The 14090-nt window shown below is 50.0% G+C and carries 13 protein-coding genes and 1 pseudogene; 13 read left to right on the forward strand and 1 reads right to left on the reverse strand.

The window, feature by feature from the left end; all coding sequences use genetic code 11:
- Positions 1 to 18: 18 nt before the first annotated feature.
- From GI364_RS08575 to GI364_RS08585, 3 genes are all read left to right on the forward strand, one after another.
- Positions 19 to 624, forward strand: a complete 606-nt coding sequence (locus tag GI364_RS08575) for a hypothetical protein (RefSeq protein WP_198853200.1) — start codon at positions 19 to 21, stop codon at positions 622 to 624.
- Between the two features lie 203 nt (positions 625 to 827).
- The gene (locus GI364_RS08580; RefSeq protein ID WP_198853201.1) at positions 828 to 1151 is read left to right on the forward strand and encodes a phosphotransferase family protein; all 324 of its coding nucleotides are present in this window, start codon (positions 828 to 830) and stop codon (positions 1149 to 1151) included.
- On the forward strand, positions 1135 to 1548 hold the full coding sequence (locus GI364_RS08585) for an aminoglycoside phosphotransferase family protein (RefSeq protein ID WP_233096069.1): 414 nt from the start codon (positions 1135 to 1137) through the stop codon (positions 1546 to 1548). The genes GI364_RS08580 and GI364_RS08585 overlap by 17 nt, the downstream gene beginning before the upstream one ends.
- On the opposite strand, the gene GI364_RS25115 is transcribed toward GI364_RS08585, so the two are convergent.
- A complete protein-coding gene (locus GI364_RS25115; protein WP_255524618.1) occupies positions 1532 to 1657 on the reverse strand; it encodes a hypothetical protein in 126 nt (41 codons plus the stop codon). The two genes, GI364_RS08585 and GI364_RS25115, sit on opposite strands and share 17 nt — an antisense overlap.
- Positions 1658 to 1766: 109 nt before the next feature.
- Here GI364_RS25115 and GI364_RS08590 point away from each other — a divergent pair, with 109 nt between their 5' ends.
- The 10 genes and pseudogenes from GI364_RS08590 (at position 1767) to GI364_RS08635 (ending at position 14075) form a co-directional block, all read left to right on the forward strand.
- A complete protein-coding gene (locus tag GI364_RS08590; RefSeq protein WP_198853203.1) occupies positions 1767 to 2348 on the forward strand; it encodes a TetR/AcrR family transcriptional regulator in 582 nt (193 codons plus the stop codon).
- A 144-nt stretch (positions 2349 to 2492) separates the two neighbouring features.
- Positions 2493 to 4283, forward strand: coding sequence for a PucR family transcriptional regulator (locus tag GI364_RS08595; protein WP_198853204.1), 1791 nt, complete (start codon positions 2493 to 2495; stop codon positions 4281 to 4283).
- A 150-nt stretch (positions 4284 to 4433) separates the two neighbouring features.
- Positions 4434 to 5783, forward strand: a complete 1350-nt coding sequence (locus GI364_RS08600; protein ID WP_233096070.1) for a purine-cytosine permease family protein — start codon at positions 4434 to 4436, stop codon at positions 5781 to 5783.
- Positions 5784 to 5884: 101 nt separating this feature from the next.
- Complete coding sequence (locus GI364_RS08605; RefSeq protein ID WP_198853206.1) at positions 5885 to 6967, forward strand: S-methyl thiohydantoin desulfurase family protein; 1083 nt, start codon at positions 5885 to 5887, stop codon at positions 6965 to 6967.
- Between the two features lie 66 nt (positions 6968 to 7033).
- A complete protein-coding gene (locus tag GI364_RS08610) occupies positions 7034 to 8641 on the forward strand; it encodes a hydantoinase/oxoprolinase N-terminal domain-containing protein (protein ID WP_198853207.1) in 1608 nt (535 codons plus the stop codon).
- Complete coding sequence (locus GI364_RS08615; RefSeq protein ID WP_198853208.1) at positions 8628 to 9788, forward strand: S-methyl thiohydantoin desulfurase family protein; 1161 nt, start codon at positions 8628 to 8630, stop codon at positions 9786 to 9788. Before GI364_RS08610 ends, GI364_RS08615 begins: the two co-directional genes overlap by 14 nt.
- An 87-nt stretch (positions 9789 to 9875) precedes the next feature.
- A pseudogene (locus GI364_RS24905) lies at positions 9876 to 9995 on the forward strand (DUF1177 family protein); the annotation flags it as partial.
- Positions 9996 to 10176: 181 nt separating this feature from the next.
- Complete coding sequence (locus tag GI364_RS08625) at positions 10177 to 11883, forward strand: hydantoinase/oxoprolinase family protein (protein WP_198853209.1); 1707 nt, start codon at positions 10177 to 10179, stop codon at positions 11881 to 11883.
- On the forward strand, positions 11880 to 12965 hold the full coding sequence (locus tag GI364_RS08630) for an S-methyl thiohydantoin desulfurase family protein (protein ID WP_198853210.1): 1086 nt from the start codon (positions 11880 to 11882) through the stop codon (positions 12963 to 12965). The genes GI364_RS08625 and GI364_RS08630 overlap by 4 nt, the downstream gene beginning before the upstream one ends.
- A 414-nt stretch (positions 12966 to 13379) precedes the next feature.
- The gene (locus tag GI364_RS08635; RefSeq protein ID WP_233096071.1) at positions 13380 to 14075 is read left to right on the forward strand and encodes a DUF4867 family protein; all 696 of its coding nucleotides are present in this window, start codon (positions 13380 to 13382) and stop codon (positions 14073 to 14075) included.
- Positions 14076 to 14090: the final 15 nt, after the last annotated feature.

Below are 14090 nucleotides of genomic sequence, written 5' to 3' on the forward strand. Positions count from 1 at the left end.
TCACAAAGGGGATAAGACATGGGCCCTCATTACAATCGGGAAGCAGAGTTGAGAGAGCGTTTCAATCGATTCGTTTCTGACAAAATAACTGGAATCGTTGACGATTACTATGCCAGACTGAAAGTTGAGGACTTCGAGGATATTAAGACCACTCTAAGAGACATAAACAATATTATTACATATAAGGCCACAGTCCGCTTGCTAGAGTGGGTGAGAGACCGATTTCCGTACGTTAGGGATAATTACGAATTTCATTTGGATCAGGTTCTAAAGACGAAGCCGAATGATAACGGATACGACCTTACAGTTGTGGGAGATGTCAACATCATAGCCGAAGTAAAATGTAACAGACCGATAAACGATGGTTACAAGTTTGGTTCGCAACAGAAAGCAGGAATTGTAAAGGATATACAGGGGTTACTGAACGGTAAATCTAAAGCAACGTCTGTGGACCCGACCCAAGCGTTTAAATTTGCAGCCATTTATGACTTCGGGGACCGTACTATATCTGCTGTGAACCACCTCATTAGAAATTTGTCCACGGATCTCAAGGAACGGGTAACGATTTACAAGGAGGGTCAATTGTTAACCAAGGACAAAGTTCATATTGTATTTATTAAATAAGTCGGAACCAAGAGGTCATTTCTCCGTGTGTCACATCGGGTACAAGCTGGTTCGATACGCCTCGAATCCTTAGTATTAAAGGAAAGTCGCCTCCACCATACTTGACCAAAACCACGACCTGCAATCGCTTTCGATAGGGTAAACATGACGACATGAATTGGAGGGCACACGGGCACCCTTGAGGGACGAATGAAGGTGTGGAAATGAAGGAGCCAGCGCAGCCGACGAAGCAAGCAGCGAAGGTTCTCCATTCTCTGTTTCCGGACCTGGAGATGCGCCATATCTCAATACTCGGCGAGGGCTGGGACAGCGTTGCATATCTGGTCAACGATAGCATTGTCGTTCGGGTTCCCAAGCGCCCAGCAGTCAGACGACAGATGGCAAGAGAGGTACGCATACTGGAAGCGATTCGACCCTATGTGAACGCCCGAATCCCGCTTGTTGAATGGTTCGGCCAGTGGCAGGAGGATTGGTCAGTTTCTCAGAGACCTCCGTGCTATCCCGACGAGTGTGCTGACCAAATCTGATGCGCCGTGGTTTCGATGGACGGGGGACAGCAGTCCAGAGGGACCACACGGTTGGAAGAGCGGCTTGCAAGCGTTCACACTTCGTATCATGGAAGACGTTGTACCGCTGCTGAACGCCTCGACTGCTGAGAGCGTGAGACAGGAAATTGCGCTATCCCTGGACGAACAGCAACATCCTGTTCTCATTCACGGTGACCTGTCTCCAGAACACATCCTTGTCAACACCGAAACGGGTGAAATCAGCGTAATCGACTTTGGGGACAGCGGTATGGGCGATCCCGCTTACGACGTGATGGATGAGCTTCTGCCTTGGTATGATAATCCAAATCGCAATTCAGCAGTTCAACTAAAGGTCATTGCCTTAAGGCTTACTCCCTTTGTTATGAGGCAGCCATGATGGTGGCATCGAACAACGGGGCCAGCATTCCAATCAACAAAATCGCCACCATTTTCATCACAGCGGGGTCTATCTTGGTCTCGGACGACTTCCCAATTGATTTGTTCATGTGTGTGCACAGTCCTTTCTGGCGTGTAAGATACTAAACGTTTCTTATTTGAGGATATGATACAATAAGACAATAAGAAATGCAACGTATTCTAAAGAAGGGTGATCACATGCGCATGAATAAGGCAGACGAAGGACAGGTCCCGACGCGAAGAAGAGGAGAAGAATTAGAAGCCGCCATTATTCGAGCAGCGTGGGATGAACTGATGGAGGTCGGCTTTCAGAGCCTTACCATAGAAAGGATTGCCGATAGAGCCCGCACCAGTAAGCCGGTGATTTACCGGCGCTGGCCGAATCGTGAAGAGCTGGTCCTGGCGGCCATTCAGAAGAATCTACCGCCGCCGGACGAGCTCCCCAATACCGGTAATCTGCGAGACGATGTCATCAGCCTACTGAGTCGAGCCAATGAAATGCTTCGTCAGATCGGGCCGGAAACAATTCACGGATTAATGTCCGTTTTACCGGGGACTCCATTTTCTGAATTGCTGAATTTTCGAAGAACCAATGCCATGCCAACGGTTCTCAACCGAGCCATCGAGAGAGGAGAAATTCAACGCGGAAAAATTACGCCACGGATTTCACGGTTGCCGGTCGATCTCATTCGGCATGAGATGTTAATTACCTACGAACCGGTGTCACTGGCGACGATTGAGGAGATTGTCGATGAGATTTTCCTTCCTCTGGTAAGGTGATGGCTTTGCGAAATCAGAAGGCTCTCTGGGCCAAGGGAGATTAAAGCCAGATGTGAAGCACCGAAGCATGTAAATCTGAATTTATAGATGATTCGTAGGGGATAAATGTATACTTAATATATAAACTATAACGGGTGGGTTGGTATGATCCCTATTAGTGAGTTTCTCAACAGACTAGAGTGTTCCGCTGAGCAACTTGCGGGGCAGAACCGGATGGACAGTCTAGCAAGAGACGTGGTACTACTCAACCACCAAGACCAAATTTGGCTTACTCGCCAAAAGACGGACGAGTTTGAGAGCGCATTGGTGTTTGTTCAGTCGCGTATGTTTCCGGGCTATCTGTCTGCATTTGATTTGCTCTTGCGTTTTCTCAAACAAGCCGGGGCAGTGGGGGTCCTTTTCCAAGGCGGTAACCGATCCGACTTTTCCAAGGCAACCGTTATGCTTGCAGAAAATTTGGAACTTCCGTTAATTTGGGTTCCAAATCCTGTGAAATACTCTACCATGGCCCGACACTTTTACAGTTCGTTAATTGCTCAACAACGGCGGCAGCAGGCTAAAGTCGCCGGAGTACGAAGGGACATGGAGTCTCGCTTGTTTGAGTCGTTTACACTTCATGCTTGGTTGAAAGACCTAGCGGAGACCCTTGATTCGACGACAAGATTACGCCTATCCAAGTTAGACGCTTCGAAACCGGTGTGGCAGAACTATCGCTCTTCAAGTGACACTGGGCGTGATACACTCGTTGTGCCTATTAAGATCCTAGAGAAGCGTTATGAGCTTTGCGTCTCTCCTTCGGCCGCATGTCCTCTATACGATCCCGATATCCAGCAAGTGTGGATAGACGAGTTAGCCGGTCTCTTGGCTGCGCAAGTTTCCTATCTATTGTTGCTGGAAACACCAGGTATTCTCATGGAGCATAATTGGGTAACATCGTTTGAGAGTCTCGTATACTCAAGCATGAGAAGCATGCCAATGTTCACGATGCCAAACGCATCTAATCAAGGTGAAAACAGGCATTCTGATGTATTTGTGCCAGACGTGGTTGAGCCCGTATCTATGCTACGTCGCCTCGACCTGCTCTCTCTTTCTCCGGTCCCGTCTATTTCAGTGCTATGGATGACTTCTACAAGTGTAACGAGTCATCAGGGATCTAGCGATCACGCGGAAACCGGTGTTGATGAAGGTGCAACTTCTCTAACCAGACCCTATGCTTATCGGTTATTTCGGGATGACATGCTTGTCTTGCGCGGCCATGCTCTTAATCTTCTTCGCCACGCGCGCTTTTCTACTGGGATGCAGTATGACTTGCTCTCTTGTGTTCCGTGGCGAACTTGGAAGTCGAATGAAGGGATTGTAGTCATTTGGGTTCCGTTTGCAAAAACTGCTACCTATCCATCAGAGCGCATGATCCGCGACTTTGTCAGTCAGTTGTCGGCACGAGTTCAGGTTCCACTTCGCGCATTCTTTCATCGAGAGGACTTGCTTGAGGACGTTACAGAGGCTCAAGACCTGTTGACGCAGGTGGTTAATGTCTTGGAAACGTCCTATCCAGAGTTCTTAAGTCAGCCAAGCGGGTCACAGAGCCTGCAATTCTCCGAAACTGGCCGAGATATGGCAAATGTCATTCTTCAAGGGACGAGTCCAGAAACCTCATACCAACATGCGTTGGGACTGCTAAAACCAATCCTTGGCGATAAAAACCACTTGTCACTGATAGAAGCACTTGAGGGGTATTTGGAGTGTGGTGGTAAAATCCAACTTGCTGCAAACCGATTACATCTTCATCGCAACACCATGCGCTATCGGTTGAACCGTTTGGAAGAACTGCTGGGTGTTTCTCTCGCAGACGCGGAAGTGCGTTTTACTTATCAAGTCGCCGTACGCACATGGAGACTTAACAATGGTGATGCGGGGGGAGCCTTGTCTCCCTAAGTGTAACCACTGTAACTATTGGTAAGATCCGATTGTGCAAAGCGCACAAATAGGTTTTTTTTTCGTTCAAGATATCCATATATTTTGAATTGATTATAAATTAAGATAAGTGTACAGCTTATGCTGAAACCTTGGGGGGAGGAAACAAATGTGAGAAAGCCGGAGAACGAAGTTCACAAGCTCGACGACTACTCGCTGTCCAGGGTTCCTGAGCACGATAGGCGTCACTGGTTTGGGATTGCAACGATGCGCTTTGGCCAGATGTCCGCATTGTCACAGTTCCTGCTTGGTGCGACGTTAGGGTTCGGGATGCGTTTCTGGACGGCATTCTGGGCGCTGACCTTGGGTGCAGTGATTCTAGAAATCGTCTCAATCTTCGTTGGTATTGCTGGTATGAAAGAGGGCCTCAGCACGACTATGTTGGTTCGCTGGGGTGGATTCGGTCGATTGGGATCAGTTCTCGTCAGTGTCGTCATCGCCATCTCCTTGATTGGTTGGTTTGGCGTACAGAACCAGGTATTTGCCGACGGGTTGAATCAACTGCTTGGCGGGCCGGTGTGGCTGTGGTCGATTGTTACTGGACTGTTAGTTACCGTTATCGTTGTATATGGTTTTCTCTCCATGGGGTACACCGCCTATATTGCTGTACCGCTGTTTATGGTTGTGGCGTTCATCTCTATTGGGAAGGCACTCAGCCATCAATCCTTGGGTCATTTGATTGCGATGGGGGCACCAGGTCATGTACTTTCGCTCGCAGCAGGGGCCAGTATAGTGGCAGGTGGATTCATCATTGGAGCGATTATCTCACCGGATATGACTCGGTATAACCGGTCGGTTACTGATGTAGTCAAACAGACGGTGCTCGGTATCACGTTGGGTGAATATCTAATTGGTCTGATTGGCGTGTTGTTGGCCCATGCTGTGAAATCGGGCAACGTTATAACGATAGTCATGTCTACAAGTGGCGTTATCGGTACCGTTGTTTTGGTCACAGCGACGATTAAGATCAATGACTGGAACCTGTACTCATCGTCACTCGGTATCGTGAATCTGTTTGATGTAGTATTCCACAAGAAAATCCATCGGGCAAGCGTCACTATCCTCTTTGGTGTACTTGGGACCTTATTGTCTGTCTTTGGAATTTTAAATCACTTCATCGGCTTTCTGACACTCTTGGGGGTTGCAGTACCTCCAATCGGTGGAATCCTGGTGGTCGAATACTTCTTCATCCGTCGGTACAAAAGCGATTTAGACAGTTCGCGCTTAAGCGGTGCGCTGCCCTCAGCCTATGAATCTTGGAATCCAGTCACCCTTATTGCTTGGGTCGCCGCATTCCTTATCGGTGAATTTGTACACTGGGGTATTCCATCACTCAACTCTTTAGTTGTTTCTGCAGTGGTGTATTTCATCGTAAGCAAAGCTGTAAACCGCAGGCAGATTGTCACATATGGGCAAGTCGAAACGCGAGAATGGCAAGCAGAGGTTCGCGAATCGCTATAGTACTTTTCGCTGCTCTCATCTGAGGTTCACTCTTACGTGAAGACGGGGTGACCCGTCTTCATCGCTTCAATATAAGATTTTACACTACAGGTGGTGGGAAAATGAAAAGACTGATTCATGCGGAAGACATCGAGTACCTCGCATTGGGTGCAACCGTACTGGGCACTGGCGGGGGTGGCGATCCATACATCGGTGCATTAATGGCTGTGCAGGCCATCGAAAATCATGGGCCAATAGAACTGGTGTCCATCGATGAATTAGACGACGACGCACTCGTGATTCCATCTGCGATGATGGGCGCTCCGACCGTCATGATTGAGAAGATGCCAAGCGGAGATGAACCCATTCAGGCTTTTCAGCAACTCGAAAAGTTCTTGGGTCGTAAAGCCGCAGCAACAGTAACGATTGAGGCCGGTGGACTGAATTCTACGATTCCCTTCGTCGTTGCTGCGGAACTTGGGATCCCAGTTGTCGACGCTGATGGAATGGGGAGAGCTTTTCCTGAGATCCCCATGACGACATTGCATGTCGGCGGTATTTTAGCCACTCCGATGATGGTCGTTGATGAGAAAGGGAACTCCGTCCTGCTGTCGACAAAAGACAATGCATGGACTGAGGCGCTGTCCCGAAATGCGACTATCACAATGGGCGGATCGTCTATGTTAGCTCTTTACTCGGCAGAGGCGAAACGCATGCGTAACAACTTAGTGCACGGTACTATCTCCAAGGCAATTCAAATTGGCAAGCTCCTTGCGAAGCATGAAGACACGTCGGTCCGGCTCGCAAACCTGCTGAAATTCGTAGGTGGAGAGGAACTTTTTAGAGGGAAGATAACAGATGTCATGCGTCGTACGGTGGGGGGCTTTGCGCGAGGAACTGTGAGCGCGGAAGGTCTAAGTAAGGACGAAGGAGCGGTCTGTCGGCTAGAGTTCCAAAACGAAAACCTGATTGCCATACGCAATGGGACACCAATTGCAACTGTGCCTGATCTCATAACAGTGCTAGATCAGGAAACTATCCGTCCAATTACCACGGAGGAGCTTCGATATGGGCAACGGGTCGTTGTCATTGGTATTCCTTGCGCAGATGTGTGGCGCCGTCCGGAGTGTTTGGAACTGGTGGGACCCCGGTATTTTGGATACGACATAAATTTCACACCACTCGACGTTCCTGTATCACTATGAATGGACGTGTGAGTTAATGGACCGCTTTGTCGTCTTTTATGGACTATCAGCAAAGGAGTAGATACAATGTCGCATCGCTTGGGAATCGATGTCGGGGGAACCAATACTGACGTAGTGTTGCTAAACAGTGACAACGAGGTCGTTGCCAAAACAAAGGTTGCTGTCACTACTGATATTGTTACCGGAATCCGGACTGCAGTGGCACAGGTTCTTGATTCAAGCGGGATCAATCCTGCTCAAATCACTCACGCCATGCTGGGCACCACGCAGGTTACAAATGCCATCATTGAACGCAGTGAGCTTAATGATGTCGCAATTATACGTTTGGGTGCGCCCGCGACGAGGGCAGTGAAACCCTTAGCAGGCTGGCCAGAAGACCTGCGCGAACGTTACGCAAAGTATTCGTGGATTGTTGGAGGCGGTCACGAGTTTGACGGGAGAGAGATTGCCCCCCTTGATGAAGAAGAGTTGCAGTCTATTGCACATTGTGTGAAGGGCAATGTTGGTGCAGTTGCAGTGACTGGTGTCTTCTCACCTGTAAATACGTCCCATGAAGAACGTGCGGCACGAATCTTTCGCGAAGTGCTTGGCGAGGATATCCCTATTTCGTTATCCTATCAACTCGGCAGCGTAGGGTTGCTGGAACGCGAAAACGCGACGGTCTTGAATGCGGCGGTCTCAAATGTTGCCAAGCGGGCAACGCTGTCATTCCAGCAAGCACTAGTCGATCTCGATGTCTACGCAGACTTGTACTTGGCGCAAAACGACGGAACCTTGATGTCGGTGGACTACGCGTTGCTATATCCTATTCTGACGATCGCCTGTGGCCCAACCAACAGTATGCGCGGTGCGGCACATTTGACAGGCATGGCAAATGCCGTTGTCGTAGACGTCGGCGGCACCTCAACGGATGTTGGTGTGCTGGTCAATGGGTTTCCACGGGAGTCGTTTGTTGCCGTTGACGTTGGTGGCGTTCGAACAAACTTTCGCATGCCCGATTTGTACTCGCTTGGTCTTGGGGGAGGCAGCCTCGTGATAGAGAAAGGTGACGATGTTACCGTCGGGCCCAAGAGTGTCGGATACCGGATCGTCCAAGAAGGACGTGCATTCGGTGGAAGTACAACGACATTTACAGATGTTGTCGTTGCTTTAAACAAAGCCAAAGTTGGAACACATGAAGTTGATGTGCCGCACGAACTAGCAGACACGGCGTACAAAATGGCAATACAGAAAGTGGCTGAAGCAGTCGATCGCATGAAAACCAGCGCCAAACCTGTCCCACTAGTGCTTGTTGGTGGTGGAAGCGTACTGTTGCCAAACGAGTTTGAGGGTGTTTCTGAGGTCCATCGCCCAGAGAACTTTGATGTTGCCAATGCGATTGGTGCTGCGATTGCGCAGGTTAGTGGACGAGTCGATCGGATTTTTGCCATGGATAAAAAATCACGCGATGAGGTCCTGGAAGAGGCAAAGTCGATTGCCTTTGCCGAAGCGATTCGAGCTGGTGCAGACGCTTCCACGATGGAAGTCGTGGAAGTGGAAGAGGTTCCAATTGCGTACTTACCGGGGAATGCCGTGCGCATCAAGGTAACCGTCGCCGGAACACTCGCTTCATACCATGCAGAGAGCAGGGTCAATTCACCAGATGTGAGAGCAGACGCCAATGCGGATTACTGAACAAGACTTAGAGGAATTGTCTATTGGAGCAGCTATTCTTGGCACAGGCGGTGGTGGCGATCCGCTGATTGGGAAACTGATGGCCCAGCAAGCGATTGCTGAGTACGGCCCGGTCGAACTGATATCAGTGGACGATTTGAAAGAAGATGACGTTGTGTTTCCAGTGGCCATGATGGGCGCGCCGACGGTGTTCTTGGAGAAGGTCCCAGCTGGTCAGGAAGGGTATGCAGCGGTGAAGAGGATGGAACGCCACCTTGGTAAAAAGGTGACAGCGTTGTGTCCCATTGAGTGTGGTGGGATGAATAGCATGATCCCGTTTGTTGTTGCGGCCCGCATGGGCGTGCCCGTGGTGGACGCTGATGGTATGGGGCGCGCGTTCCCGGAACTGCAAATGGAGACTTTCGGTGTGCTTGGTGTACCTGGGACACCGGCATGCATCGCGGATGAGTGGGGCGATGTGGTGCTGTTTGAGACAATCGATAATATGCGGCTTGAATCATACGCAAGGGCAGTCACGATTCAGATGGGGGGTTACTCACATCTTGTTGACTACCCGATGAATGGGAAGCAGGTGCGGGACACCTCGGTACGCGGAACAATCTCGATGGGCATCGAGATTGGCAGGGCTGTGCTAGCGGCACAGCGTGATCTTCGCGATCCCGTTCAAGCCGTCCTCGAAGCTACTCGACATAGCATCTATGGCCACGGAATTCAGGTGTTCGCAGGTAAGGTGATTGACGTCTCCCGCCGAACCACTGATGGATTTGCCGTAGGACGGGCGCAACTACAGGGGCTCGACGAATATAGTGGGCAAACCATGGTCATCGACTTCCAAAACGAGAACCTTATCGCTGTGGTGGATGGGCACGTAGTGGCTAGTGTACCAGACCTCATCACGCTGATGGACCCTGAAACGGGCATTGCGGTAACGAACGAGCGTGTACGTTATGGGCAGCGTATGGTGGTGATTGGAATTCCAACGCCGGAAATTATGCGTAGTAAGGCGATGCTGAATGTGTGGGGGCCACAGCAGTTCAACCTCGACATTCCGTTTATCCCGCTTGAGGAGGCGTACCCGGCCTTTTACCAGCACGTGGGTGTACCGCCGGAAAAGGAGTTTCGGCTATCTGCAGCTCGTGCCAGGTAAAGGAGGGAGAGGTCCGCTGTGACACTGAGGCAGACCTTGGATATTTATGATCTGCTCGACGACCCACAGGTAACTGGCCTACGTGTGATGGGGTCCCCTGTCGACATGTTGACGAAAAATGAGCACGAGGTATCTCCAAAGAGGGATGCTATCTTGTCTATCGATACAACAAAAGGTAACCGTGTCTTTAATCACCACGGTATTGCTGACTTTTGCTGTCAGAAGGAACAAGGCATCACCGATTTTTCCGAGGTGGCGCCAGGACGACAACCGTTTCACGCACTATAATGCAGATTGCGATATGTTTCAAGGTTAGTTTTTAATCAGGACCGGTCCTGAAAGAAAGGATTGACTTTACATTCGACGGGTTTTCAAGGAGGAGTAGCATTTGAATCTGAGACTTGGAATTGACGTTGGTGGCACCAATACAGATGCGGTAATCCTCAATCCTTCCGGCGAACTCCTCGCTAAAGCAAAGCGCCCCACAACCAGTGATGTAACAAACGGCATTCGTAATGTACTGCGGGCTGTGCTCGAAAGTGAAGCAGGGAAACGCATAGAGAGGAAAGCTATTGTACAGGCGATGTTGGGAACTACACACTGCACCAATGCCATCGTAGAACGAAAGGGACTCTCCAGGGTGGCTGTTCTTCGCATTGCCGCTCCAGCTTCCTTGGCCATACCTCCGCTGTCCGATTGGCCGGAAGATTTCGTTGAAAAGCTAAACGCTCAAGTGGAGATTGTCGAAGGGGGACACGAGTATAACGGACAAGAAATTGTCCCGCTCAACGAGGGGGCTATTCAGCATTTCGCACACCGGGTGCGCGGCGTCCGAGCCGTGGCCGTGACAGGTATCTTTGCACCTGTGTCGGATGCACATGAGCGGCGTGCCGAGCGAATATTGCGAGAGATTCTTGGAGATGAGGTATCTATCACTCTCTCGTCGCAAATAGGAAGTGTGGGACTTCTCGAGCGGGAGAATGCGACCATCTTGAATGCTGCACTAACGGATGTAGCCATTCAGGCCACGTCTGCGTTTAACGAAGCCTTGTCAGCAGAATGTATTGAAGCTGACAAGTACTTCTCCCAAAACGACGGCACCTTGATGCGCTTCGAGTATGCACTCAGGCATCCGATTTTGACTGTCGCCTCTGGGCCAACCAACAGTCTGCGTGGCGCCGCCTATCTGACTGGTCGAACTGATGCGGTCGTTATCGATGTTGGTGGTACTACTTCCGACATTGGGGTACTCGCGAACGGTTTTCCACGTGAATCCGCAGTCGCCGTTGAAATTGGTGGCGTGCGCACGAACTTCCGAATGCCAGACCTCATCTCAAAAGGCTTAGGTGGTGGTACGAAAGTCATTATCGGAGGAAACACGAACCATTCCTGGTATCCCGGCACGACCGTACAGACGGGTGCCACTGGGCACGCGCACAAGAGCGAGACTGTGGCAGAGTACGCGAGACAGAACGGATATGAGGGTCAAGCACCCGTACAAGTTGGACCCGAAAGCGTTGGCTACAGATTGGCACAGGAGGCCCAAGTCTTCGGTGGTGGCACGCTGACCATGACTGACATTGCTACGCGCACTGGAGCGGTTCAAATTGGTGATCCGGAGCTTGTCTCAGAAGTCCCTCTAGGCGCCGTACGTGATTCCCTCATCATAGCACGGGAAATGCTTGCAGACGGTCTTGATCGAATGAAGACCTCCGCGGCAGCGGTACCTCTGATTGCAGTTGGGGGTGGCAGTTTCTTGGTTCCCAATGACCTTGAAGGCGCAAGTGAAGTCCTCCGACCCGAGAACAGTGACGTCGCCAATGCCATAGGTGCGGCTATTGCACAGGTCAGCGGTGAGGTTGACCAAATCTTTATGTTGGGTGAAGCGGGTCGCAGCGCAGCACTCGCGGGAGCGAAGGCGAAAGCCATTGAACTCGCGATTAAAGCAGGTGCTGACAAAGACCAAGTTCAAGTGATTGAAGTGGAAGAGGTTCCACTAGGGTACATTCCGGGAAACGCCTCCCGAATCCGTGTGAAGGCTGCAGGCCCGCTCGTCAGGCTTGCAACAATTGGTACAAAGGAGGATCGTGGATGAGAGAATTGACGGAAGAGAATCTACGGAATATCGCTATGGGTGCAGCTGTGCTCGGAACGGGCGGTGGTGGCAACGCACATATGGGACTGCTTACTGCCTTACAAGTGATGAAGCAGGGATACAAGTTTGAGCTCACCGAACCCGAAGAGCTGGAGGAGGACTTGGTGGCGGTCGCGATGTTTGGTATTGGTGCGCCAACCGTAGGGGTGGAGAAAATCCGGAACGGATCGGAAAGTATACGTGCTATGAAGACGCTTGAACGTTACTTGGGCAAGAAGTTCCAGGCCATTGCACCGATTGAGGTCGGGGGTGTGAACTCGATGCTGCCGCTCGCACTCGGTGCCATGACAGGCCTTCCCGTGATGAATCTCGACGGGATGGGCCGCGCCTTCCCCGAAGTTCAAATGGTAACCTACTCTGTGTACGGAATTGAGGCATCGCCCATGGCTGTCGCAGATGAACGCGGAAACGTAAATTTGATTGACGCTTACAGTGATGTATGGACAGAACGGATCGCACGCGCAACTTGCGTCGTTGAGGGTGGACACGCTGACGCTCTCGGCTACGTCAGTACAGTTGGTGAATTCATCCGAACCAGTGTCCCCAGCACATACACGTTGGCTGAACGTATTGGTAACGTCATTCGGTACAGTCGCGACGTATGGAATGAAGTACTGGACACTGTTGATGGGCACATATTGTTTGAAGGAAAGTGTTCAGACATCGAACGGAAGATGGTCGCGGGGTTTGCACGTGGGTCGGCAAGCATTGAAGGAATGGGCCCCTACAAAGGCTCTGAGATGACCATTTCGTTCCAGAACGAGAATCTTGTTGCATTACTTGACGGGAAACCCGTTGCCACAGTCCCCGATTTGATTACGGTAATGGACTACGAGAACGCGAAACCGCTCACCACTGAGGTCCTGCGCTACGGGGTACGGGTCAAGGTACTAGCGATACCTTGCCATGAAAAGTGGCGGACGCCAGAGGCTCTGCGTGTAGCCGGACCCAAAGCCTTCGGCTATGACTTCGAGTATATCTCTTGTGAGCGAATCCGCGCGGAGAACGGAGCCCTTCTCTGATCCCAGTCGAAGACCTGTCTGGCTGGTATGGGTCGGCCAGACAGGTTACATTTCTCGAGTCGATATTCAAACAAACAGCACTATAGTAGAACTCGCCTATACTCTTCTGCTTCAATTCAACCAGGAGTCTAATTCTTCGCCGTATAACATTCATGACCTTTACTTAAGCAAATGCTTTAACCAACATTTTCCGCAATATCTCCGCATGTTCTTCCACCTTTTATCCATGTCGATAATTAACTAAAGTGAAAAGGAAGCTAATTAACTACACAATCAAGTGACCTATTTCGTAAGTAAGTTGGATTTTCCCTTGTAAATACAGTGAAAATGTCATAAGATTTAAACATAGTATCGTCATGATGTTTGTTGTGAGAGAGCTGAAATTTCTGAAATAATTGTTTTGGAGGTGAGTATTTGAGGCCTTGGATGGAGCGGTTCGAAAGATTGAAGAGTTCAAATCCAGACCTTTCTTTGCGGCATGTTCACGAATCCTCGTTCGCTACATATGGACGGGTTCTTAAGGACTATGATGTCTCTCAATTACGTGTGTTGATGGAGAGAACCACAATTCCCGAGTTTGGAAACCGTTATGAAGCGTCAATTCACGAATTAGAGGAGACGCACCTAAAAGGATTACTTGAATCCAGTGTGTATGGTGGGTTAGAAATTCAGATTGGATACTGCAATGGTATGAATTCTTTCCTGAATGGACTCGAGTATCATAAAGTTTCTGAAGTGAACGTTGCAATAACTGATTTCATTCTTTTGCTTGGAAAAGTCCAAGACATTAGATGTAACACGTATTCCGTGGAACAAGTAGAGGCATTTTATGTACCTCAAGACACTGCGTTGGAACTTTACGGTACCACATTGCACTATGCCCCATGCAAAGTGAGTTCGTCGGGGTTTAAGTGTGTTGTGGTACTTCCGAAAGGAGTGAATTTCCCCTTACAGTATGGTCCCCGAGAATTTACACTAGAAGACAAACTACTCTTTATGCGCAGTAAGTGGTTACTGGTTCACCCAAGTCGACAAAAGCTCATTCAGGAGGGTGCTTGTGCCGGTATCAAAGGAGAAAATTTAGAAGTCGTGGGCGTAGCAGATGATTAGTAAGGACGGGCATGA

The sequence above is a fragment of the Alicyclobacillus sp. SO9 genome (genome assembly GCF_016406125.1).
In the GTDB taxonomy this organism is placed as follows: Bacteria; Bacillota; Bacilli; order Alicyclobacillales; family Alicyclobacillaceae; genus SO9.